Raw genomic sequence first — 22885 nt, 5'->3', positions numbered from 1 at the left:
GCATTTAAAACAATAGAAAGCTCTACTCACAAAAATCAGTAAAGGAGTGGGGGTTTCAAAGGTTTAGAGTTAACAAATCCTAATATAATGTGATGTTACATCTATTGCTCAAGAGTGATAAGGAAAAATTAGTATGAAAAAATAGTGAAAAGAAAGAGGGAATCACATGAATTCATCAAAATCGGTAACAGCGTTATTCACCCCGTTTGAATACAAAGGACTGAAACTTGAAAATCGGTTTGTTATGGCACCCATGACCCGCAGTTTTTCACCGAAAGGGATTCCAGGGCCCAATGTAGCTGACTATTACCGTCGACGCGCAGAGAACGAGGTGGGTTTAATCATCACCGAAGGAACGCTAATCGAGCATCCAGCTGCGGGTGCAGACCAGAATGTCCCCCATTTCTATGGAGAGGAAGCACTCGACGGATGGGCACGCGTTGTTCGAGAAGTACATGAGGCGGGCGGAAAAATTGCTCCGCAGATTTGGCATACCGGCATGGCTCGCCAAAAAGAGAAATTCCCAGAATCAGATGCCGAACCAATCGGTCCTTCTGGTCTAAGTCTTACTGGTGAAAAGGTATCAGAACCACTCAGCATCGAAGAAATCAACGATCTCATTCGGGCTTACGCACAAGCCGCTTCTCAAGCTAAGAAAATTGGTTTTGACGCAGTGGAAATTCACGGGGCACATGGCTACCTGATTGACCAGTTCTTCTGGGAAGTCACCAACAAGCGTACAGATGAATATGGCGGTGATCTCGTAGGCCGCACCAAATTTGCTGTAGAGGTGATTAAGGCTGTGCGGGACGCAGTCGGTCCAGACTTCCCGATTATTTTTCGATTCTCCCAATGGAAACCGAGCGATTATCAATCCAAACTGGCAAAGTCGCCTGAGGAATTGAAGCTTTTCCTTACACCTCTGTCCGAAGCCGGTGTGGATATTTTCCATGCTTCCACCCGACGCTTCTGGGAGCCGGAGTTTGAAGGCTCTGAACTAAACCTGGCAGGCTGGACTCGTAAACTGACGGGAAAACCAACGATCACCGTTGGATCTGTTGGATTGGACTCTGAGTTCCTGAGTCTATTCACCGAAGGCAAGGGTAGTCAGCCCGCTAACATCGATAATCTGATTGAGCGTATTGAGCAAGAAGAGTTTGATCTTGTGGCAGTTGGACGTGCGCTACTGAGTGATCCGGCTTGGGTATCAAAAATTCGTAACGGGAATACCGAAGAACTTCAACCATTTACGCGAGAAGCATTAACAACATTGAGCTGATCGCTATTTTATAACAGGCAGCTTCTGTAAATAGAAGCTGCCTGTTGTGTTCGTGCTCCAAGACCAGTTACCATTCACCACTCCATTTTTGAGCTAAATAAACAAATTCATTGAGCTTATTAGCAAAGTATTGATCGTAATCCCCTGATATTCTTGATGCATGAAGGGAATGTCGATAAAACGTTCCCTTCATACTGGAAAATCAATCAAGGAGGATTATTAGATGAGCAGAGCACCCATCAAAGATTACGAGGAAATTCTGGAAGTGATGAATAAGTATGTGGAAGGAATCGCCACTGGGAAAAGCGAAGTCATGAAACCAAGCTTCCATAAAGATGCGATTATGTATGGATACGAAACTATTGGTTTGGTGGAAGGATCTATTCAATATTTATATGATTATGTGGATCAAGCGGGTCCTGCACAAAATCTTCAAGCAAGAGTGGATATCCTTGATATTGAAGGCACGGCCGCTTGCGTTCGTGTCGTTTTAGAAAGTTCAGATGGCGCGGTATACTCTGACTTTCTGCAATTGCTGAAAATAAACGGCGAATGGAAAGTGATTGCGAAACTGTTCCACCGTCATACGTAAACCCAGTACTTAAAAGCCGATCACGTCAGAAAAAGACAAACCCGTCTAATCTTGCTTCCGTGCAAGGCAGCGGGTTTGTCGTTCTGATCGGAAGGGGAAGGAGGCGACTATATTTGTCTGCAGGAACCACTAGGATAATCAAGGCGCCGCAAGGGTTAACGAAAACAGAATTTAAAATTGGAAGTCTAAAAATGAAAGGGATATCTGTGATCGACTTCTGCTTTGACGCAGAAGCCACAAAAGGGACGATGTTTCTAAAGGATCATCTTTTGTTAATCGTTCTTCAGGGAGTGTACACGATTCGGTACGGTGATCAAGTACACAAGGTCCGCAGTAATGAAATGATGTTCCTGCAGAAATCAATTGCAATCGAATTTGAAAAATCGGACGAGCTGGATTCAGGGGACGGATTGAATGGTTTGATGTTTTTCCTAAAAGAAGAGATACTGGATGATTTCATCAAATTAGGCGATATAAAGCCCACTTACCCTGAGTCACCAGTACCAGTATCGGTGAATCCGGTTAATACGTGTATTTTGGAATACGTCGAATCATTAGAGCCCTATTTTGATAATCCAGATGAAATCGTAGAGGGTCTTGTTAAGGTGAAAGTAATGGAACTGTTGTTTCATGTGATTGATGCAAATGAACAGATCTCATCCCAGCTCTTGCAACCTAAGAGAAAAGAATGGAATAACATTGACAAGGTAGTAGAGGAAAACCTGATGAATCCCGTTTCTCTTCACGATTTGGCCTATTTATCTGGACGAAGCTTGTCGACGTTCAAACGGGATTTTCAAGTTATGTACAATATATCCCCAATAAAATGGATTCGTAACCGCAGGCTAGACAAAGCCAAAGAACTTCTTACAAATACGTCATTATCCGTTACAGATGTTTGTTTCTCCACTGGATTCGAAAACGCTGCACATTTTTCAAAAGTGTTCAAGGACAGATTTGGTTTTCCCCCTTCCGAACTCAAAAAAGGAAGTGGGCTAAAAAGAACGATGTAGTACCATTCATAAGAACAAACTACGAAACGATTCTGATAAAGGGTCGTTTTTTTCGTTGAGTGGGATACAAAAAAAGAACCAGTGGAAAAGCGCATGGGCAAATCCAGATGTGAGCGCTCCTTCGGTAGTCCCTATGGTAAGTGCAGGCAGCAATCAAGCGTACTTCGCAAATACATGCATACAACCGTAAGGCGATTGGAATTGTAGTATCGAAGAGGCAGGAAAGGGAGCGTGTATCCGTATGATGAGGCTGTTTCGATACTTGACGTCCTACAAATGGCCGATCACAGCGATATTGGTGCTTGTATTCGTCCAATCGTTATCCGATCTGTACTTACCAACATTAATGGCGGATATCGTTGATGTCGGGATTGTGCATGGCGACACCTTCTTTATTTGGAAGGTTGGCGGTTTTATGCTGCTCGTCGCTGCTGGTGGGGGCTTATGTGCGATCGGAGCCAGTTACTTCTCATCCAAGGTTGCCATGAGCTTTGGTCGTGAGCTGCGTGCCAAGGTGTTTAACCAAGTAGAACACTATTCCCTGCAGGAGATCGACCAAATTGGTACAGCCTCGCTCATTACGAGGACAACGAACGATATCAATCAAGTCCAGCAGGTTTTGATCATGATTTTGCGTATCATGGTGGCTGCTCCCATGATGTGTATCGGTGGAATTATTATGGCTTCATCCAAGGATGCCAAGCTGACGCTTGTTCTTGCAGTAGTTGTTCCCATTCTAGCTTTAGCTATTTTCCTGATCGCACGCAAGGGGATGCCTCTTTTTAAAGCCATGCAAAAGAAGCTGGATAAGCTGAATTTGGTCGTGAGGGAAGGCTTGACGGGAATTCGTGTGATTCGCTCGTTTAACCGTATAGATTTGGAGAAAAGGCGTTTTAACGAGGCGAATACTGATTTGACACAGACAGCGATTAACGTGAATCGAATCATGGCAGCCTTGATGCCGATTATGATGCTGACTTTTAACTTGTCTGCCGTTGCCATTCTTTGGTTTGGTGGCATTCGTGTCAGTAATATGGATCTGCAAGTTGGTGATCTCATGGCGTTCATCCAATATGCGACGCAGATTATGTTCTCATTGGTTATGCTGTCCATGATCTTCGTCATGGTTCCGCGTGCTTCTGCATCCGCTATCCGAATTAACGAAGTATTGGATTTACATTCGACCATTTATGATCGCCCTGAGCCTGTGATGCAAACGAAAACGACAACTCCAGGCACGGTGGAGTTTCAGGATGTCACATTTTCTTACCCGGGTGCGGAACATCCCGCATTGACCTGGATCACCTTTACAGCTCGTCCGGGGCAGACCACTGCGATTATCGGAGGGACAGGCTCCGGTAAATCGACGATACTCAATCTGGTTGAGCGATTCTACGATGTGACTTCCGGAGCCATACGGGTAGACGGCCTTGATATACGTGACCTGCCTCTAGAGCAATTGCGAGCAAAAATTGGTTATGTCCCACAAAAAGTGCTGCTCTTTTCAGGCTCGATCGCTGACAATATTCGCTTCGGTAAAGAGGACGCGACAGACGCCGAAATCGAGCATGCCGCGATAATTGCGCAGGCAGGCGATTTTATTGCGAGTATGAAGGGCGGATACGAGGCACACATTTCCCAAGGCGGTACGAACGTGTCCGGTGGACAAAAACAACGGTTATCGATTGCGCGGGCAATTGTCCGACAACCGGCCATCTATATGTTTGATGACAGCTTTTCTGCGTTGGATTTCAAAACAGATGCGTTATTGCGAGCAGCTTTAAAAGAAGAGATCGAGAAGAACCATTCCACGTTAATCATCGTGGCTCAGCGGGTTAGTACTGTGATGGACGCAGACCAGATTATTGTGCTGGATGAAGGCTCGATTGCGGGTCTGGGTACACATCAAGAGCTCATGCAAAACTGTGCAGTCTATCAAGAAATCGTACGATCCCAACTGACAGAGGAGGAGATCGCATGAGTGAACCGCGAGGAGGTAAGCAAGCTCCAAAGGGTGGCGGCCACATGGGTGGACCGATGGGAATGGTGATACCAGGAGCAAAAGCAAAGGACTTTAAAGGTACACTCAAGCGTTTGATCGGCTACTTTCGGCCACACCGTATACAGCTGATCATCGTATTTCTGGCTGCCGTTTTGAGTACGATCTTCGCCATTGTTAGTCCCAAACTGATGGGGAAGGCGACAACGAGTCTTTTCTCCGGCATGATCGGTCTCATGCAGGGACAGCCTAAGGAAATCGTATTTGACTTTGGGTATATTGCAAATATCCTGCTCCTATTAATCGTCTTGTATGTCATTAGTGCGCTGTTCAGCTATTTGCAGCAATACGTGATGGCAGGGGTATCGCAGAAGATCGTCTATGACATGCGTGAGCAGGTAAATGAGAAATTGTCCCGCCTGCCGCTGAAATACTTTGATTCGAAAATGCATGGGGATATTTTGAGCCGTGTCACAAACGACATTGATAATATCAGCAACACGCTCCAGCAAAGCCTGACACAGCTCATCACTTCCATCGTAACGATCATCGGTGTCATCATTATGATGCTGACGATTAGCCCATTATTGACTCTCATTCTAATTTTGACGTTGCCGCTCAGTGCCATTGCTACGAAACAGATCGCCTCGAAATCACAAAAGCATTTCATCGGACAGCAGAGCTCCCTTGGTGAATTGAATGGGCATGTGGAAGAAATGTTTACGGGGCATCAGGTTGTAAAGGCGTTTGGATATGAGAAGAAGTCACAGCAGACATTTGATCAAATCAATGCCAAGCTGTACGAAGCCGGATGGAGGGCGCAATTTATATCAGGGATTATCATGCCGGTAATGAGCTTCATCGGAAATATTGGCTACGTGCTCGTCTGCATTGTCGGCGGGATTCTCGCTACGAACGGTTCCATTGAAATCGGGGATATCCAAGCCTTTATCCAATATACTCGTCAGTTCACGATGCCAATTGCGCAAACCGCGAACATCGCCAACCTGATCCAGTCGACGATCGCCTCAGCGGAGCGGGTCTTTGAGGTTTTGGATGAAGAAGAGGAAGTGCCTGAAAGCACGCAACCAGTCACGATCGCAGCGCCTAAAGGCAAAGTGGAATTTCAGCATGTCAAGTTTGGTTATAAAGAAGGGCATTTACTGATGCAAGACATCAATCTCGTAGTAGAACCTGGACAAAAGATTGCGATCGTAGGCCCAACAGGTGCGGGTAAGACGACCATGATTAATTTGCTGATGCGCTTTTATGAGCTCAATGGCGGAGCGATTCTAATTGATGACGTCGATATTACACGCATGAAACGAAGCGATCTTCGCTCCCTGTTCGGCATGGTCCTGCAAGATACGTGGCTGTTTAACGGAACGATCCATGATAATTTGGCCTATGCACAACCTGAGGCCACTGATACAGATATCATTCGCGCATCGAAGGCGGCTCGTGCCGATCACTTTATTCGCACGCTACCAGAGGGATACAAGACGGTGTTAAATGAAGAGGCCTCCAATATCTCCCAAGGGCAAAAACAGCTGTTGACCATCGCTCGTGCTATTTTGGCAGATCCTACAATTCTGATTTTGGATGAAGCAACAAGCAGCGTTGATACACGGACCGAGGTGCATATCCAGGAAGCGATGAATGAACTGATGAAGGGACGTACCAGCTTCGTGATCGCCCATCGATTGTCTACGATCAGAAATGCAGACTTGATCCTCGTCATGAACAAGGGAACGATCATTGAACAAGGAACACATGACGAGTTGATGGAGCAAGAGGGCTTTTATGCTGATTTATACAACAGTCAGTTTGCAGAGTCCACATCAGCAGGCTAAAATCGATGCTTTACACGAAACCGCCAAGTAAGGGCGGTTTTATTGTTGGGAGAGAAAGTTTACAGGGTGGCATGGTAATTGCTTGTTAATATGTCAAGCAGGTAAACCAGCTCAATGCATACGAAGGCGAGGAAAGAGAATGGAATTTCAGACAATCATCGGTGTATCAAAATCAGACAAGATTTATGTTCATGGCTATGATTTGACAGAAGATTTAATGGGACAGATCACGTTGGCGGATATGGCATTTTTGGGAGCAGCACACCGGAAGCCTACCCAGAATGAATCAAAGATGTTGAATGCGTGCATGGTTGCCATATGTGAACATGGATTTACGCCCAGCTCGATTTCCGCACGTTTGACCTATCTGGGAGCACCGGAAGCTGTGCAAGCTGCAGTCGCAGCCGGATTGTTGGGGGCGGGTTCAGTCTATCTAGGAGCCATGGAATACGTGGCTCAAATGCTTCAAGAAGCGTTGCAAAAGTACGGTGCTGATTGCGACAGAAAAGAGGTCGCCAAACGAATCCTGGAGGAACGTGAAGAAAAAGGATTGCAAATGCCAGGGTTCGGACATCCGATTCATAGACCTGTTGATCCACGCACTGAAAAATTGTTTGCATTGGCAGAGGAGCTAGGGTTTGCCGGAAACCATACGGCTATCATGAAAGAAATTCACGAGCAATTCAGCACGAAAAAAGGCAAACGAATCACACTAAATGCGGCAGGCGCGATTGGAGCTGTGCTGTCGGATATGGGGTTGCACTACAGTGTCGTGAAATCATTTGCAGTCGCGGCGAGGGCCGTCGGACTAATTGCCCACATTGTGGAAGAAATCGAATCCGGCAGGAAAGATTGCATGGCACAGAAGCTATACGACTTTGTGGAGGAAAATACCCTCTACACCAATCGCATACCAGACGAACTGAAGTAGTAAACCGACGTCACGGTAAGAAGGGGAGCGGATGACATGAGCTTTACATTCAGCAGTGAAATAGAAGAGCTGCGCAAAGCTGTGAGGAGTTTTATCAGCGAGAAGGTTGACCCAGTTGCTGATCAAATTGAACGCGAAGATCATATACCAGATCAAATCTTGGATATGTGCAAAGAAGTGGGATTGTTTGGCCTGAGCATCCCCGAACAATACGGCGGACTCGGTATTGATATGTTTGGAAAATGCGCCATTTTTGAAGAAGTAGGGAAAACAAGCAATGGATTTACGACCGTCATTGGTTGCCATAATGGCATCGGTTCTGTAGGGATTGTCGAGATGGGCACGGAGGAGCAAAAACGAAAATATTTGCCGCGCATGGCTACCGGTGAAATGATTGGCGCTTTTGCTTTAACAGAACCAAGTGCAGGTTCAAATGCGACTAATTTAAAGACAAGGGCTGTACGAAAAACAGACAAGTTCATCTTGAATGGCTCCAAACATTACATCACGAATGCTCCAATCGCTGGCATTTTCACGGTCATGGCTGTCACCGATCCTTCCAAGGGAGCAAAAGGGATCACCTCCTTTTTAGTCGAGAAAGATTTCCCAGGCTTCCAGATCGGAAAAATAGAAGAAAAGATGGGCTTAAGAGGCTCCCATTCGGCTGAGATATTCTTTGAAGATTGTGAAGTGCCTGTAGAAAACGTCCTTGGCCATGAGGGAATGGGCTATACCAATGCTCTTAAAATCCTGGCGAATGGACGGGCGGGATTGGCAGCCAGAAATCTCGGTTCTTGCCAAAAACTACTGGATATGTCCATGAAATATGCGATGGAGCGCATCCAATTTGACAAGCCGATTTTTGAACAACAAATTATCCAGCACTACTTGGCAGAAATAGCACTGGACTGCGAAACACTGCGGGCGTTTACGTATCATGTCGCATCGCTCGTTGATCAAGGCAAAAATGTAATCAAAGAAGCCGCGATGGTGAAACTGTTTGCCTCCGAAGTCTATAACCGTGTGGCAGATAAAGCGGTCCAAATACATGGGGGGATCGGATACATCAAAGAATACCCGATCGAGCGTTATTACCGGGACGCCAGAATTACCAAGATTTATGAAGGCACCTCGGAAATCCAAAAGAACATCATCGCAGGTCGTTTACGTAAGGAATACTCGTAATCAAGTGAAAAGAGGGAATGCTGGATTTGACCAGCGACATTTCAGAGCCCGGCGTCATACAAGACGAAGGGCCATTTTTTATTTGACTGCGATTTGTTATCAATATTTTTTATTTTCAGAATTATATATTGTTGTTTTTTCATCTGCCGCTTATAATTCTACTAGCGCACGAACTTCATATCCTTATTTTTTTTGAAGTGTATACTTCGAAATGAAACACTGAAATTGCTTTCCTGTTTGTAAGAAATGAACCTAAGGAGGCATGACATGAAGATGAATGAGTGGGAAGCGTCGTTTGAAGCATACGTCCAAAGGCTGATGGATGATTTTCAAGTTCCCGGTGCAATTATTGCCGTAGCCAAAGACGGAGAACTCACTTATGAAAAAGCGTTTGGTTATCGGGACCGCGAAAAGCAAGCTCTCATCGATCTAGATACGGTATTTGGCATCGGGTCAATTACGAAGTCGTTTACATGCATGGCGATCATGCAGCTTCAGGAAGAAGGAAAGCTTTCCGTGCATGATCCGGTTATCACCTATTTGCCTGAGTTTCGCACACCGGATGAAGCCCAAACGAAAAGGATCACCATTCATCATTTCATGACACATACCCTCGGATTTCCACTACTTCCATCTCTCATTCCCGCAATGCTACCCAGCTTACAAGCCGATCCGACAGCAGAAAAATTACTTCACCAGTTTGAAGCGCAATGTAAACACCCAATCGATACCTTCGAAGACCTCATGGCATATATAGAGAAGCTGCCCTTTGAATTGTTGGGACCTGCTGGGACAGAATTCAGCTATTCGAACGAAGCTTTTGGCTTGCTTGGGGCGATTATTGAGCGTGTCAGCGGCAAAACATACGAAGCCTTTGTCCAAGAGCATATTTTACAGCCACTTGGAATGGAACGCACGGTTTTTCATGTGGAGGAATTAGGCGAGGACGACAATACTACCATGCTTTACACACGGCGCATGATTGATGGAGTTCGTGAAGTAGTACGTGCCCCTGGTTGGTGGGATGCACCCTCCATGCGTGCAGCAGGCTTCCTCAAATCGTCCGCACGTGACATGCTTCGGTATGCGGATGTTTATCGGACAGGCGGGCTTTCAAATGGAGCGAGAATCATCTCGGGAGATAGCGCCTCCCAAATGACTACGCCTCATGTCCGTATTGACTTGAGCCGCAGCTATGGTTACGGACTCGGCGTGTTTCCATTTTCCGAAGATTACACCTTACTTACCCATACCGGCGGCTTAAAAGGGATAACCGCGCAAATGTTCATCGTTCCAGAGGCGGGAGTAACCGGTATTCTTTTGACCAACATGGATGATGCCCCCATTTCCAATCTGACATTAGGTTTGTTGAACAGCATGTTCGGTCGCCCGCTCGAGACGCAGTTCGCCACGTTTTCCGATTGTGAAGTGCCGCTTGCTTACTTGCAGCAATGTCCCGGTACATATAAATCTGGAGAAGGAGACGTAGTAGAGATCAGATTCGATGAAGCACAGAGACAGCTCGTACTCGTTCTAGGCAGTGATGTGTTCCCGCTGCGTTCTGTTGGCGAAGATACGTTTCTGTTCACGCGTCACAACGTCGAATCACTCATCCGCTTTGTTCGCCAACCAGACGGTGAGATCAAGCGCTTGGCGTTGGGATCGCGCCAAATACCGAAAGAAACCTAATCAAAGATAGGGAGGCAGTTTCTCATGAAGGTGTTTATTTCTTTGGACATGGAAGGGATCTCTGGACTAAGCGAATGGGAGGATGTTATCCCCGGACGCAGACATTACGAAGCGGGGAGAAGACTTCTGACCCAAGATGTTAATGCGGCGATTGAGGGTGCACTGGAAGCAGGAGCTACCCAAATTATCGTCAATGAATCTCATGGACCGATGAACAATATCATTCTGGAAGAATTGCACCCACAGGCAGATGTCATCCGTGGTTTTTTCAAGCCTCTCTGTATGATGCAGGGGATCGACAGTAGCTGCGATGCGGCATTTTTCATCGGTTATCATGGAAAAGCGGGAACAGGAGATGCGGTACTCAATCATACGTTGTCTGGCCTCGCTATCCATCGGCTTATCTTAAATGGCAAAGAAGTGGGCGAAGCAGGTTTAAATGCAGCAATCGCGGGAGCCTTTGGTGTTCCTGTCGTACTCGTTACCGGAGATTCCCAAACATCCAAAGAGGTCGAAGAAGACATCCCTGGAGTCTTTACAGTCGCTGTGAAGACAGGAATAACGGGGCTCTCGTCGCAAGCGATGCATCCCGTTCGTGCGAGAGAGTTGATCCGTCAGCAAGCAAAAGAAGCATTGCTCCATCGCAGTACAGTGAAACCGCTCGAGCAAAGAGTAGAGAATACGATAGAAGTAGAGTTTACGAAATCACAATTTGCCACAGCAGTCAGCTGGATGCCTGGAATTGAACTCATCGAAGGACGAACGGTACGCTTCCATTCGCCTGATCTTGTTAGCATGATGCCCGTTTTGCAAGCGATGCTGTTGGTAACTGGGCAAGTGAATCGGATGATTACTGGTTAAGTAAACCAAAAATGCAGCTCCTCATCACGAGGATCGCTGCATTTTTTTCGTTTTAGTTCAGAGACTTATGGCTTTTCAAATACGCAAGGGCATTATATATCATTTCGGCTGCCTCTTCACGCGTGATGTGCTTTTGCGGATGAAGCTTGTTTTCCTTATCCAATTCGATAATATCTCTTGCCAAAGCTCGTTGAATGGAGCCTTGATAATCCACGGTGAGTTCATGACTATCTTGGATTTCTACCGGTACTAGTTTGATCATGGGCAGATTACCCTTGGTCTCCATGACTCTCATTAGCTGGTGAATGAACTGCTCTTTCGTCCATTCTGCATTCGGATCGAGATCAGCTGGTAACTCCAATCCGTTCACAGCCGCTATGATCAGACTCTCTGCATACCAAGCATCGTTATCTGCTTTGGAAAAAAAGTCAGTGGCTTGTGGCGCCTTTACAAAACGGATCGCTGCCAGACTCAAATCAAAGGCATTTACAATCAGTTGAACACCTTGAGCAGCCGTTATCGTTTCGTTAGGGGCAAATTTGCTATCATCTACGCCTTTTATCACACCTTGTTGCTGTAAGGCAAGAATTTTATCTTTCGCTCCCGAGTGGGCAAGATCCGTAAAAGGAGTCGTTGCAGCTAAGCTTGGTTGGGCGAAAGACACAGTTAACAAAGCAATGATAGAAAGAGACATCATATTTTGTCTGACATTCATGGTAGCCACCTCGTCAATTTTTGAAGTTTCACTCCATTTGACGAAGAACAATTAGCAATGTTTCATCTTTCCTTTTACCTGCTTTTGAGCAATCATATCCTATGATAATATTTAGATAATGATAATCGTTATCAAAAAGGGGTTACTTATGTTCAATGCATCTGACAGCATATGTCGTACTAGCAAAGAGAGAACAGATCAATCAGTGACGATTTCTTTCGTACTTCTATCAGCTTACAAAGGACCATTGCCTTCTCATTTTGGTACCAAAACATCGAATACACATCTTCTCTTGTTTGTCGAATCTGGGAAAGGTTCTATCTGCATAGGAGAACAAGAATACCGATTATTCCCTGGTCGATGCTTCCTTAAGCCGCCGGGTATGACCATACAAACAGTGGCAGATGAAGGCGAAGTAGTGACCGTTTCTGAACTTGAGTTCAGCGGATACAAAGTAACATCCGTTCGTGAGGTTGAAAATGTTCATGTGGTACAAGAGCCTTTTTGCTTGCCCGTTTCGGGAGAGTTAAACGAGAGCGAACTAGGACAAGCGATCCGCAACTTATGTGAACGGCATGAAAATCAAATAGATCGAGAGCGATTTTCGTCCCATTGTCAGTTACTATCCTTGGTGGAACGAATCTGGGAAGCAAATGAAAGATGGCGGGGCAACGAAAATCTGAAAGCGGTAGAGCATACGATCCGCCTAATGGAACAAGACTATTTCAAGCCTCTCAGTCGTGAAATGCTGTCAAAAGAGGCCGGAATGAGCCCAAGTCATTATTCGACTGTATTTCGCAAAGTGACGGGTAAAAGCCCGATGGAATATTTGGCTGAGATTCGTATCGAGAAAGCAAAGGACAAGCTGTTGACATCAAACGCGCGGATTCGCGATATCGCTCTGGGGGTTGGATATGCCAGCGAGTTTTATTTTAGTAACAAGTTCAAGAAGATGACAGGCATTTCCCCCAGAGAATTTATCAGCCAAAACCTCGGGAAAAAGCTGCTAGTGTCGCACCCTGAGGCATTTAGCATGATGCAAACAGTGCCGAGTCGTGTGATTGGACTTTTTGTGGAGGATCACTTGAAAGTGTTTGGGATCAAGCCTTTGGTCCAATTCGCTTCTGGAGGATTTCAACAACGCTATCTGGGATCATTTTTGCGTGAGGTACGACATTTTGATCCCTATGAATCTGATTTTCAAGCCATTCAACAGGAGAAACCGGATATCATTTTGCTGGGGATTCCACAATTTGCTGAGGAGGGACGGTTCGATCGGTTGGCAAACATTGCTCCCACATACCTGTTTGAAAACCCCGTTGATGATTGGCGACAAACGCTGCGCACTGTCGGCAAATTACTAGGCAAAGCATCCGAGGCTGAACGAGCCATCCATGAATATAATCAGAAGGCTGAAGTAGCGAGAAGTATCCTCAAACATTCGATTGGAGATCGGTCGGTCGCATTGGTTCGCGTCTACGCAGATGGTGACATTCGTCTGTATGGAGGACCAAACGGCTATACCGGGTCTGTACTCTATGGCGATCTCGGTTTACGCCCACCGAAGCTTGTACATGACCTCATCTGGGGTTCTTCCGAATGGATGAAGAAAATTACGTTTGACATGCTAAGCGAATTGGATGCACAACGTTTGCTAATTGTTGTAGACGAGGCTGGGAGGCAGCAGGCAGGGAAAATGACGAGCACTGAACAGTGGAAAAGTGTTCCTGCCGTACGCGAAGGAAACGTGTATGAAGTGAGATCGGACATATGGATGACGTACGGCTTGCATGCGCATTGCGCAAAAATTGATAACGTACTGGCAGCATTGACAAGTGAGGGAACATACCGTACAAAAGTGTAAAAAACATCGAACATTTCAGCATGTCACTTCTATTGATGGCATGCTAAAATTCTCTATGTTAATGAGAATCACTATCAATAACAGGGGGATTTATATGCAGAGCCAATCGAAAAGATGGTTGTTCAGCTTTGGTTTCGTTCTGTCCGTTTTACTTGCTGGTTGCGGAGGTGGTTCCGGCAACATAGCCACCACGGAGCCGACTCTCTCATCGGACGCAAGCGCCCAATCCGCTACAACGGTACGCAAGTTCACACACATGATGGGTGAGATCGAAGTGCCTGCAGAGCCGAAGCAAATTATCGGGTTATATATGGAGGATTTTCTTGTCTCCTTGGGGATTAAACCTGCAGCGCAGACTACAATTGGCGCTTTCACCTTGAAATATTTGCATGAGAACATCGGAGATCTTCCGAAGCTTGATACGAGTGCGATGAATTTCGAAGCGATCTTGGAGATGGAGCCGGACCTGATATTACTTGGTCTTCCCAATTATGCGCAAAATGACAATTATGCAAAATACGCCAAGATCGCTCCTACCTATGTATTCGAGGCCGAGGCAGCCAATGATTGGCGAAATACGTTGCGCAAGGTCGGGGACTTGGTCGGCAAGCGTGAAACTGCGGAGAAAGTACTGACGGACTATGAACAAAAAATCAATGAAGGAAAGCAAAAGCTTGAAAAAGCGGTCGGGAAACAAACCGTAGCGTTAGTCCGCGTACGCAGCAATAAAGAAATTCGATTATACGGTGGCCCACAAGGCTACGCTGGGTCGGTACTCTATCAAGATCTGGGGCTCGAGCCTCCAGCTTTGGTGAAAGAGCTTGCCTGGGGCGATAATGCTGGGCATGCAACCATTTCCGCTGAGGTGCTGACAAAGCTTGATGTCGATCATTTGTTTGTCGTAGTTGATGACGGTGGGAAAGAGCTTGCTGAGGAGTTATTCTCGACCAATATATGGAAGTCGCTGCCAGCCGTACGTTCTGGTCACGTTTACAAAGTGGCGCCAGATCATTGGATGACCTTTGGACCTATCGCTTACAATCGCAAAGTTGAAGATGTGTTAAATGCACTGGTGAAATAAGTAGCAGAGGAGTGTTGGATTCATGAGTCAAGGAATCGTATCGGATATGACAGCAACGATCCGGAATCGCAGGACAATCCGGGATTTTAACGGGGAGCCTATGGCGGAAGAAACGGTCGTCGAACTATTGCAAGACGCGGCTTGGGCACCGTTTCACTCCGCAAAAGAGCCTTGGCGGTTTATCTTGTTTATGGAAGAAGGGCGCCGAACGTTTGCTGAGGCGGTCATGCTGGCTTACTCTAAGGAAGAGGTTGAAAAGTGGGGCGAAAAGATGATGCATCAATATTGCGAGCTCATGCAAGCGCATCTTTTGATTGTCATCGAAGCAGATCCGCGCCAAAAACAGTTCGAAGATGCTTTCTCGGCGGCAGCAGCGTTCATACAAAATTTGCAGCTGCTAGCTTGGGAGAGAAAGGTCGGAGTAGTCTGGAAGACGAACGATTACAATTGGCATCCGAAGTTTCTGCAAGCCGTTGGTGTTAAGCAGGGAGAGAGAATAGTGGGCACGTTGCATCTCGGTTATTTCAACGACAACAAAGTTCCGCGACCGAAGATGCGTACACCGATTCGCGAACTGCTTACTGTCCATCACGAATAGTTACACATTTCCATACTTTACTTATAAAACAATCGGTCATCCACGTGTGACCGATTGTTTTTTCTGTTTGTTTACAACAAAATGATTTAAGGAAAATTTTATTTTTTGCCCACGATTTCATTTATCATTGCCTATTATCATCATATTGAAAAAGAATAACGTGTGTTTGAACCATGGAGGAAATGGAAATGGAAAAGAGATTTCTCTTACTAGGTATTCTTTTATTGCTACTGGGTTATCCATTCTTGCGACCGATCGTAGAGAACGTATGGCAAAAACAGCCGGATGCTACAGCTTTCCCGAAATACAAAGAGATTCGCGTTGAACAAGACCAGATTTATCAGGGCGATCTGTTACTGGTCAACAAGAACGATCCGATCCATTCAGAGGCAGTGCTATCCGATGTGATCCATCTGTCTTCGCACAAATATTTAGTGGAGGGCTATCGCTTGCAAGACAATTCCATTGAATTGTCTGAGAACGCAGCGGAGGCGTTCAACGAGATGGTCCATGCAGCAAGCATTGACAATGTAAAGCATTTTATGATCAAAAGCGGCTATCGAAGCTTGGGAAAACCGGGAAAACTGGCTGAAGAGAAGGGACATGCCCACGATGCATTGCCAGATTGTTTTCACGAACATCATCTGGGTACAGCCTTGGACGTTACATCCACACAAATGAAAATCGACCAATCCCCAGAAGGGAAGTGGCTACAAGAAAACGCATGGAAATACGGGTTCATTATGCGCTATCCGAAGGAAAAGGTCACAATTACTGGCGTTCCTTACAATCCTATGCATTACCGATTTGTAGGTTTGCCGCACAGCGCCATTATGCAAGAGCGTCAATTATCTTTGGAGGAGTACGTGAATACCTTGCGGGAGGCCAAGGAAGTGTCAGGGACGATAAATGGTGGCGACTACAAAATTTATTATTATCCAGTGGCGACTAGTATCATGATTCAAGTGCCTACCAATGGGAAGTATGTGCTTTCTGGCGACAATCAGGGAGGTGTCATTGTGACAGAGTTTTTGTAGTTTGGTCATTCTTTTGCATAGCGTGCGAAAAAGACTGCTGAAGCGCTCAGCAGCCTTTTTTTGTTGCGCCCCAGAAGATGATTAAATCACACGTCTTCCAAGCTCAAAGCGTTTTTCCCAGGAAGTCCCTTTGAATTTTGTTGTCGTAACTCCCGGCTTACCATACGTATGCAGCAGCTTATTGTCTCCAGCGTAGATAGCAACATGGGTAATGCGAGAAGAAGAGCTGCCGTAGCTGCGGAAGAAAACGAGGTCTCCTTTTTGCAGCTGATTCTTCGAGACTTTTTGACCGACTTTGGACTGTTGACGTGAGTCTCGCGGCAGACTTACTCCGACCTCTTTAAACACTCGCTGTGTAAAGGAAGAGCAATCAAATGTACGTGTTGTTTTTTTGCTCGAACCAAATTTATAAGGTACGCCTTTATACTTCAATCCTTCTGAAATGACCTGATCGGCAATGTCGGAAGAGGGAGCAGTGTTACTATCTGACTGTTTATTCTGATTACTAACAGTAGTACTTTCCTCATTGGCTGTCAGGTCGATATTCGTACCATCTTGCACCATTTGATCCAATTGCTCATTTTCAGCCTGTTGATTGTTCTGATCGTCAACTGACTGTTGATCCAGATTTTGTGTAGTTGTGGAGGTGAGACTTGTCTCAGAAGCCGCATAGGCTTGTCCGTTCATGAGAAGAGAAGTCCCCATTAGAATAGCTACGACCGTAGTAGTTGTACCTTTCCAGTTTCGCTTTGTCATGATGTTCCTCCTTCTGAATGGTTGATCTTGATGTGTGTTTCTCATCCACGCTCTTATCGTACAGAACAAAACTAAGATTCCCGGTAGAATTTCATGAGAGTTTCCTGAGAAAACTGTTGGTAAGATATTCAAACGGAGATGATATACATGCCTACACCAGATGGAAAAGGCTATTTGCTGCTCGTGGAAGATGAGCATAACTTGGCAAGATACTTACAGTTGGAGTTAGAGAATGAAGGATTTTCGACGGATATTGAATACGATGGGCTTTCCGGATTAGAAAAGGCACTAACGATTGAGTACGACCTCATCCTCCTGGATGTCATGCTGCCCGAATTATCGGGGATAGAATTATGCCGACGAATTCGGGAAACCAAAGATGTCCCCATTATCATGATCACGGCTCGTGGAGAGGTTCCGGATATCGTGACGGGATTAGACAGTGGAGCAAACGACTACCTGGCGAAGCCGTTTGCAATCGAGGAGTTGTTCGCCCGGATTCGGGTCTTATTGCGTCAGCGGGAATCAAAAGCGAACCAGGAGATAGTGGTTGGCCGATTGCGTATCCAGCCCAACGCGCGGCGAGTGTTCCTCGATGAAGAGGAAATCATGTTGACACCGCGCGAATATGATTTGCTTCATTATCTGGTTCAAAACAAAGAGCAAGCGGTCTCGCGAGAGCAAATTCTCACAGCCGTTTGGGGATTTGACTTTATGGGGAATACCAACATCGTGGATGTGTATATCCGGTATTTACGGAACAAGATTGAAAGTGATCCATCCGTCAAACTGATTCATACCGTGCGAGGAATTGGATATACACTACGAGATTAAAAGGAGAACGCAGTGCTTACACATCGCAGATACTCACTCAAATGGAGACTCACGCTGTTTTTTAGCTCCGGCATGCTGGTCTTGCTTCTCTTTTTGTCTATATTTATTTTTTTCAGCACCTCTAATCTCGTCCATCAACATGAGCAAAAATTGCTCAATCAGAAAGCAACGGCCATTGCAGCAGATTTGAAAACGGAAATCACCGAAGAAGCATCGCTGACGATTACCTATTTGACTCGTTTGTTAACCAATTACGCTGACGTCAATCAATTCATAAACATCAGCGACCAAAACGGCAAGGAAATCGCTTCGATACAGGGAGCTAATTGGACAAAAGAGCCGGAAGACTATTATGAAAGGACATTGGTCGCAAAAGAACCTGTGCAGCTGCCGTTTACATCGGAGCTTTTGTATGTGCAAATTTCTACTACGACAGAAGCGCTGGAATGGTATTTTTCCATCTTGCTCACGATTCTTTTTCTCTCTTCCTTTTTTACCTTGCTACTTTCGGGGATTGGAGGCTATTGGTTGAGTAACTGGGGACTTAAGCCTCTCGATCATCTGATCCAGCAAATCCATTCCATTTTCCCTCAACGTCTCTCCCAACGAATTCACCATCATCACGTAGAGACTGAAATCTACGAGCTAATTCATGCCTTTAATCTGTTGTTAGATCGTATGGAAGAAGCAATGGTCTATCAGCAGCGATTCGTCACAGATGCATCTCACGAGTTGCGTACACCGCTCTCCATTATTGAAGGGTATGTAAGTCTTCTGCAAAGATGGGGGCAGCACAAGCCAGAAGTAAGGGACGAAGCACTCGCTGCTGTTCAACAAGAGTGTAAACGACTTTTCAAACTCATTGATGACCTGTTAGCACTAGCCAAATTGCAGCATACCTCACAACCAGGATCATCGAAAGTCGTGCAGCCATTGACCCCTCTGCTCCTTGAGGTAAAGCAAGCGTGGGTACCCATTTTCCCTCCACAAATTAAGCTGCTTTTTGAATGGGAAGAAGCTCTTGTCCTTTTGATGGATCGAGAGCGGATTCGACAGTTATTGGACATCCTTTTGGACAATGCACGGAAATACACAGATGAAGGTCAAGTGAAGGTACGAGCATATGGGGACGAAGAGGCCGTGCACATTGTGGTAGAGGATACAGGGATCGGTATTCAAGCAAAAGAGATTCCCCACCTTTTTAAGCGATTTTATCGTGTGGACAAATCCCGTACACGAAAAAGGGGAGGTAGCGGGATCGGCCTGGCCATCGCCCAAGCGATTGTCGCGGATCACGAGGGAAGCATCTCTATTGCTCCTTCCACGGAAAGAGGCTTGATTGTTCATGTTTTGTTGAAAAAAGCAGGAATGGACTAACGACAGGAATGAATTACGATGGGGCTCTGTTCGCATTTTCCTAGAAACAGGTCAGATCGGGCGTGCATTCCAGACCCTTCGTTTCTCATCATGATTCCCTATGATAATCATAGGGAATTTGTAATTGTTCCGAAAGATGGTCGCTCCTATAATCAATTACGTAGCAATGCTACATAAAATCAATAGGAGCTGATTCCAAATGTTAAAAGCCATTTTTTATCATGCAGGTTGCCCAGTATGTGTAGATGCAGAGCAAGTCGTCCTTGATTACCTGGATCAATCAAAGATCGATCTCGAAATTGTCCACCTTGGTACAGAGCGGAATCGCCTTGAAGAAGCAGAGAAGGCTGGTATTCAATCAGTACCTGCTCTCGTGATTGGCGGGAACGTCTACCACATTAACTTTGGGGCAAGCTTGGAAGATGTGAAAAACGGCTAAATGAGAAAAGGAGGTGCTTTTGAGGCGCCTCCTTTTTCCTATGCTTTACACGACCATGTTTCCATTTACAATGGATGGAAGAATGGAACAGGGAAGGTAAGATACGCTCATGATGTTTGATCCCCAACAACGTAAGGAAAATCGCTCAGCTCGTATCATGATGGCTCTATTTCGAATGTCCCAAGCGATTAAAAAGGTGACCCAGGCGGAGAGTGATGAACAGGGACTGTCACCCGTACAAATTCAGGCGTTACTGTTCGCTTTGTATACGAGAAGCGACGTGGCTTCCATTGGTAACTTTGCCAAGGCAATCGGAACGACGCATGTGACAGCTGTTAAGATCATCAATGGACTCGTAACAAAAGGACACATGACGAAAGTACCTAAAAAAGAAGATCGACGAGTGACGCTGCTTCAATTGACTGCAAAGGGAAAAGAAGCCGCATCGAGTCTTGAAAAATGGGGGTACACACTGGAGGAAGCCCTTCATTATATTCCGGATGACATACTGGAAGATTTCGAGATCGGGCTCAGCTCCGTGATAACAGCGATGCAAAGACGTGGTCATCTCGTTGTAGCGGAGCCCTGTCTAGGCTGCATTCATTTTCGGTCGAATACAGGTGATTCCCATACACCTCATTATTGCGCGTTCATTGAAAAGTACCTCACGCATGAAGCATCCTTGAAAGAATGCCCCGAGCATATTTCCTCTGGGAACAACTAAATAATGATAGGCAATACCTATTGAAATGATAACAACTATGCTATTGAACAATGATTTGCCCCGTCATAAACTGATCTTGACCTTTCGCATCAGCGAACATCATCACGCTTTACTGTGGCAATCAAGTGCTCCATAAAAACGCGGCTTGCTGCACACAAATATTTGTTTTTCCGGTAAACGATACCGATTTGTGCCGTGATAGTGGGCTGTTGGATCGGAATTGTGCGAACCCGTTTATCATCGAGATAGTCGAGGTAGCCTTTCGAAAGTACTGTGACACCGACACCTTGCCCGACCATATTCGTAATCGATTCCATTGTGGTCATCTCTAAAACAGGCTGTGGCGAGAAGCCCAGCTCCTGGCACTTTTCATCAATCAACTGACGCAAAAAGTACGGGTTGGGCAATAAAATGGAGGGGGTTTCTTTCAAAATCGCAAGCGAAACAAACGGTTCCTTTGCGATCGGATGATCCACAGGTACGCCTAGGGCCAGATTTTCTGTATAGAGCGGAATGGTTTCTAGATCGTCATGCTTCATAGGCAAAAAAACAATGCCGAGATCGAGTTCGTTTTTCAGAAGTCCTTCATAAATATCACCGGTTCTCAACCCAAAAATAGACAATTCAACCTTCGGATAACGCTGGTGAAACTCGATAACAGTAGGCGGGAGCAAGTAATTGACAACTGTCAGCAGTACGCCAATTTTTAAAGCGCCTCTGCTTAAGCCTTGCAGCTCACTAATTGCTGCACGTGCCTGTGACAACTCATGAAACACGTTATAGCTATGGTGAAGCAATGTTTTGCCTGCTTCCGTCATAACCGTTCGTTTGCCTACACGATCAAATAAGGGCATGCCGATTTCATACTCAAGCAAACGGATTTGCTGACTGAGCGAAGGCTGCGCAATGCCCAATTTCTCGGCCGCGCGAGTAAAATTCAACTCCTGGCACAGTGCCATAAAGTACTCTAATTGCTTGAGCTCCAACGACCATCCCTCCGGCGACTTATGATCGAATAATAGGTTTTTCCTATCATTATAGAACAAACCATTATGGATTTGTATGAATAAAAGAATGAGGTGATCGCTTGTGGATATCGAAATCATTTCACTGAATGTAGGTAAACCCAAACAAGTACAGTATCAAAACAAAGAGGTTTCTACCGGCATTTTCAAAAGCCCTGCAACAAAAGCTCTTTATCTATCCTTTTTGAATTTCGAGGGAGATGGACAGGCAGATCTGGTCCACCATGGGGGCAAGGAGAAGGCCGTATGCGTCTATCCGTATGAACACTACCCATTCTGGGAAGCTGAATTACAGAGAGAGCTGGCAATCGGTGCCTTCGGAGAAAATCTGACGATTCGGGGATTAGTTGAGACGGACGTATGCATCGGTGATACCTTTCAGCTAGGGGAAGCGATCGTACAGGTTAGTCAACCGAGACAGCCTTGTTATAAATTATCCGTGCGTTACGGTGTGCCTGAAATGTTGGTTAAGGTCCAAGAGACCGGCTATACTGGCTTTTATTTTCGCGTGCTAAAAGAAGGGCTTGTATCTCATACGGATGTATTGATAAGACTCTCTTGTCATCCAAAAGCGATCACGGTCTCCTATGCAAACCGAATCATGCATCAAGAAAAAGAGAATATTGACGGCATGAAAAAGCTGTTGGAAGTAGAGGAGCTGTCCTCAAATTGGCGAGCGACCTTTACCAAACGATTATCCGGCATAGAAATTGATACGCGCGAAAGGCTGACAGGCAACCAATCATAGCTACAGCATTTCATTAATACGGACAACAAGTGTTGTAACTCCCGGGAAGTGGATATGATCTCTTCCCCAATACATATCGGACTGGATGCCAAAATTAAGCTAGGCTGTACCCGAGATGGAAAACTAATGGCCGCCGAAATATCGCATTTGTATGACGGCGGTGCGTATTCCGATCGGGGTGCGGTCATGAGCCGAGCCGGAGCCTCCGATTGCACGCGGCAGCCCTTATGATTTTGTTAGCGGATCAACCATTGATTACAACAGCGATGATCAATGAACTGCTCT

At 45.7% G+C, this 22885-nt stretch carries 21 protein-coding genes and 1 pseudogene; 19 read left to right on the top strand and 3 right to left on the bottom strand.

Annotated elements, in window-relative coordinates; genetic code table 11:
• The first annotated feature begins 166 nt into the window (after positions 1-166).
• The 9 genes from POF51_RS02060 (at position 167) to POF51_RS02020 (ending at position 11402) form a co-directional block, all read left to right on the top strand.
• A complete protein-coding gene (locus POF51_RS02060; protein ID WP_017248480.1) occupies positions 167-1279 on the top strand; it encodes an NADH:flavin oxidoreductase in 1113 nt (370 codons plus the stop codon).
• 223 nt (positions 1280-1502) lie between these two features.
• Positions 1503-1871, top strand: a complete 369-nt coding sequence (locus tag POF51_RS02055; RefSeq protein WP_069845039.1) for a nuclear transport factor 2 family protein — start codon at positions 1503-1505, stop codon at positions 1869-1871.
• 191 nt (positions 1872-2062) lie between these two features.
• A complete protein-coding gene (locus POF51_RS02050; RefSeq protein WP_271753549.1) occupies positions 2063-2884 on the top strand; it encodes a helix-turn-helix domain-containing protein in 822 nt (273 codons plus the stop codon).
• Between the two features lie 241 nt (positions 2885-3125).
• Positions 3126-4865: an ABC transporter ATP-binding protein gene (locus tag POF51_RS02045; RefSeq protein WP_069845037.1), complete on the top strand. Its 1740-nt coding sequence runs from the start codon at positions 3126-3128 to the stop codon at positions 4863-4865.
• A complete protein-coding gene (locus POF51_RS02040; RefSeq protein WP_069845036.1) occupies positions 4862-6736 on the top strand; it encodes an ABC transporter ATP-binding protein in 1875 nt (624 codons plus the stop codon). Before POF51_RS02045 ends, POF51_RS02040 begins: the two co-directional genes overlap by 4 nt.
• A gap of 139 nt (positions 6737-6875) precedes the next feature.
• Positions 6876-7667 (top strand): citryl-CoA lyase, encoded by a 792-nt coding sequence (locus POF51_RS02035; RefSeq protein WP_069845035.1) that lies wholly within the window; start codon positions 6876-6878, stop codon positions 7665-7667.
• 36 nt (positions 7668-7703) lie between these two features.
• Entirely contained in the window at positions 7704-8852 is a 1149-nt protein-coding gene (locus POF51_RS02030) for an acyl-CoA dehydrogenase family protein (protein WP_069845034.1), read from the top strand.
• A gap of 267 nt (positions 8853-9119) precedes the next feature.
• Entirely contained in the window at positions 9120-10541 is a 1422-nt protein-coding gene (locus tag POF51_RS02025; RefSeq protein WP_271753544.1) for a serine hydrolase domain-containing protein, read from the top strand.
• Between the two features lie 24 nt (positions 10542-10565).
• Positions 10566-11402, top strand: coding sequence for a M55 family metallopeptidase (locus POF51_RS02020; protein WP_017248488.1), 837 nt, complete (start codon positions 10566-10568; stop codon positions 11400-11402).
• Positions 11403-11454: 52 nt separating this feature from the next.
• On the opposite strand, the gene POF51_RS02015 is transcribed toward POF51_RS02020, so the two are convergent.
• Positions 11455-12117: an S-layer homology domain-containing protein gene (locus POF51_RS02015; protein ID WP_069845033.1), complete on the bottom strand. Its 663-nt coding sequence runs from the start codon at positions 12115-12117 to the stop codon at positions 11455-11457.
• A 148-nt stretch (positions 12118-12265) separates the two neighbouring features.
• On the opposite strand from POF51_RS02015, the gene POF51_RS02010 reads away from it, so the two are divergent.
• The 4 genes from POF51_RS02010 (at position 12266) to POF51_RS01995 (ending at position 16697) form a co-directional block, all read left to right on the top strand.
• Positions 12266-13981, top strand: a complete 1716-nt coding sequence (locus POF51_RS02010; protein WP_069845032.1) for a helix-turn-helix domain-containing protein — start codon at positions 12266-12268, stop codon at positions 13979-13981.
• A 94-nt stretch (positions 13982-14075) separates the two neighbouring features.
• Complete coding sequence (locus tag POF51_RS02005) at positions 14076-15062, top strand: ABC transporter substrate-binding protein (RefSeq protein WP_069845031.1); 987 nt, start codon at positions 14076-14078, stop codon at positions 15060-15062.
• 22 nt (positions 15063-15084) lie between these two features.
• Positions 15085-15660: a nitroreductase family protein gene (locus POF51_RS02000; RefSeq protein WP_083261525.1), complete on the top strand. Its 576-nt coding sequence runs from the start codon at positions 15085-15087 to the stop codon at positions 15658-15660.
• A 188-nt stretch (positions 15661-15848) separates the two neighbouring features.
• The gene (locus tag POF51_RS01995) at positions 15849-16697 is read left to right on the top strand and encodes a M15 family metallopeptidase (RefSeq protein WP_069845030.1); all 849 of its coding nucleotides are present in this window, start codon (positions 15849-15851) and stop codon (positions 16695-16697) included.
• 81 nt (positions 16698-16778) lie between these two features.
• On the opposite strand, the gene POF51_RS01990 is transcribed toward POF51_RS01995, so the two are convergent.
• The gene (locus POF51_RS01990) at positions 16779-17453 is read right to left on the bottom strand and encodes a C40 family peptidase (RefSeq protein WP_069845029.1); all 675 of its coding nucleotides are present in this window, start codon (positions 17451-17453) and stop codon (positions 16779-16781) included.
• Positions 17454-17600: 147 nt separating this feature from the next.
• Here POF51_RS01990 and POF51_RS01985 point away from each other — a divergent pair, with 147 nt between their 5' ends.
• The 4 genes from POF51_RS01985 (at position 17601) to POF51_RS01970 (ending at position 20827) form a co-directional block, all read left to right on the top strand.
• Positions 17601-18287, top strand: a complete 687-nt coding sequence (locus POF51_RS01985) for a response regulator transcription factor (RefSeq protein ID WP_026043091.1) — start codon at positions 17601-17603, stop codon at positions 18285-18287.
• 12 nt (positions 18288-18299) lie between these two features.
• Positions 18300-19664 carry a sensor histidine kinase gene (locus POF51_RS01980; RefSeq protein ID WP_271753534.1) on the top strand — a complete coding sequence of 455 codons (1365 nt, stop codon included), beginning with the start codon at positions 18300-18302 and terminating at the stop codon, positions 19662-19664.
• A gap of 199 nt (positions 19665-19863) precedes the next feature.
• A complete protein-coding gene (locus POF51_RS01975; protein ID WP_017248494.1) occupies positions 19864-20103 on the top strand; it encodes a glutaredoxin family protein in 240 nt (79 codons plus the stop codon).
• 109 nt (positions 20104-20212) lie between these two features.
• Positions 20213-20827, top strand: a complete 615-nt coding sequence (locus POF51_RS01970; protein WP_069845027.1) for a MarR family winged helix-turn-helix transcriptional regulator — start codon at positions 20213-20215, stop codon at positions 20825-20827.
• Positions 20828-20916: 89 nt separating this feature from the next.
• On the opposite strand, the gene POF51_RS01965 is transcribed toward POF51_RS01970, so the two are convergent.
• A complete protein-coding gene (locus POF51_RS01965; RefSeq protein ID WP_069845026.1) occupies positions 20917-21813 on the bottom strand; it encodes a LysR family transcriptional regulator in 897 nt (298 codons plus the stop codon).
• Between the two features lie 103 nt (positions 21814-21916).
• Between POF51_RS01965 and POF51_RS01960 the strand changes: the two genes are divergently transcribed.
• Positions 21917-22600 carry an MOSC domain-containing protein gene (locus POF51_RS01960; RefSeq protein ID WP_069845025.1) on the top strand — a complete coding sequence of 228 codons (684 nt, stop codon included), beginning with the start codon at positions 21917-21919 and terminating at the stop codon, positions 22598-22600.
• Between the two features lie 36 nt (positions 22601-22636).
• Positions 22637-22816 (top strand): annotated as a pseudogene (locus tag POF51_RS01955) (molybdopterin cofactor-binding domain-containing protein); the annotation flags it as partial.
• Positions 22817-22885: the final 69 nt, after the last annotated feature.

Origin of the sequence: Brevibacillus sp. AG (assembly GCF_028369215.1) — a bacterium.
Classification (GTDB): Bacteria; Bacillota; Bacilli; order Brevibacillales; family Brevibacillaceae; genus Brevibacillus; species Brevibacillus porteri.
The sequence above is the reverse complement of the archived record's forward strand: the minus strand, read 5'-3'. Positions and strand labels throughout refer to the sequence as shown.

What these genes read in the sequence shown, in the direction of transcription:
- POF51_RS01970 (WP_069845027.1), top strand. Translation starts at nt 20,213, where the DNA reads ATGATGTTTGATCCCCAACAACGTAAGGAAAATCGCTCAGCTCGTATC.
- POF51_RS02005 (WP_069845031.1), top strand. Translation starts at nt 14,076, where the DNA reads ATGCAGAGCCAATCGAAAAGATGGTTGTTCAGCTTTGGTTTCGTTCTG.
- POF51_RS02040 (WP_069845036.1), top strand. Translation starts at nt 4,862, where the DNA reads ATGAGTGAACCGCGAGGAGGTAAGCAAGCTCCAAAGGGTGGCGGCCAC.
- POF51_RS02020 (WP_017248488.1), top strand. Translation starts at nt 10,566, where the DNA reads ATGAAGGTGTTTATTTCTTTGGACATGGAAGGGATCTCTGGACTAAGC.
- POF51_RS02055 (WP_069845039.1), top strand. Translation starts at nt 1,503, where the DNA reads ATGAGCAGAGCACCCATCAAAGATTACGAGGAAATTCTGGAAGTGATG.
- POF51_RS02010 (WP_069845032.1), top strand. Translation starts at nt 12,266, where the DNA reads ATGTTCAATGCATCTGACAGCATATGTCGTACTAGCAAAGAGAGAACA.
- POF51_RS01995 (WP_069845030.1), top strand. Translation starts at nt 15,849, where the DNA reads ATGGAAAAGAGATTTCTCTTACTAGGTATTCTTTTATTGCTACTGGGT.
- POF51_RS02045 (WP_069845037.1), top strand. Translation starts at nt 3,126, where the DNA reads ATGATGAGGCTGTTTCGATACTTGACGTCCTACAAATGGCCGATCACA.
- POF51_RS01985 (WP_026043091.1), top strand. Translation starts at nt 17,601, where the DNA reads ATGCCTACACCAGATGGAAAAGGCTATTTGCTGCTCGTGGAAGATGAG.
- POF51_RS02025 (WP_271753544.1), top strand. Translation starts at nt 9,120, where the DNA reads ATGAAGATGAATGAGTGGGAAGCGTCGTTTGAAGCATACGTCCAAAGG.
- POF51_RS01975 (WP_017248494.1), top strand. Translation starts at nt 19,864, where the DNA reads ATGTTAAAAGCCATTTTTTATCATGCAGGTTGCCCAGTATGTGTAGAT.
- POF51_RS02050 (WP_271753549.1), top strand. Translation starts at nt 2,063, where the DNA reads ATGAAAGGGATATCTGTGATCGACTTCTGCTTTGACGCAGAAGCCACA.
- POF51_RS02060 (WP_017248480.1), top strand. Translation starts at nt 167, where the DNA reads ATGAATTCATCAAAATCGGTAACAGCGTTATTCACCCCGTTTGAATAC.
- POF51_RS01990 (WP_069845029.1), bottom strand. Translation starts at nt 17,453, where the DNA reads ATGACAAAGCGAAACTGGAAAGGTACAACTACTACGGTCGTAGCTATT.
- POF51_RS02015 (WP_069845033.1), bottom strand. Translation starts at nt 12,117, where the DNA reads ATGAATGTCAGACAAAATATGATGTCTCTTTCTATCATTGCTTTGTTA.
- POF51_RS02035 (WP_069845035.1), top strand. Translation starts at nt 6,876, where the DNA reads ATGGAATTTCAGACAATCATCGGTGTATCAAAATCAGACAAGATTTAT.
- POF51_RS02000 (WP_083261525.1), top strand. Translation starts at nt 15,085, where the DNA reads ATGAGTCAAGGAATCGTATCGGATATGACAGCAACGATCCGGAATCGC.
- POF51_RS02030 (WP_069845034.1), top strand. Translation starts at nt 7,704, where the DNA reads ATGAGCTTTACATTCAGCAGTGAAATAGAAGAGCTGCGCAAAGCTGTG.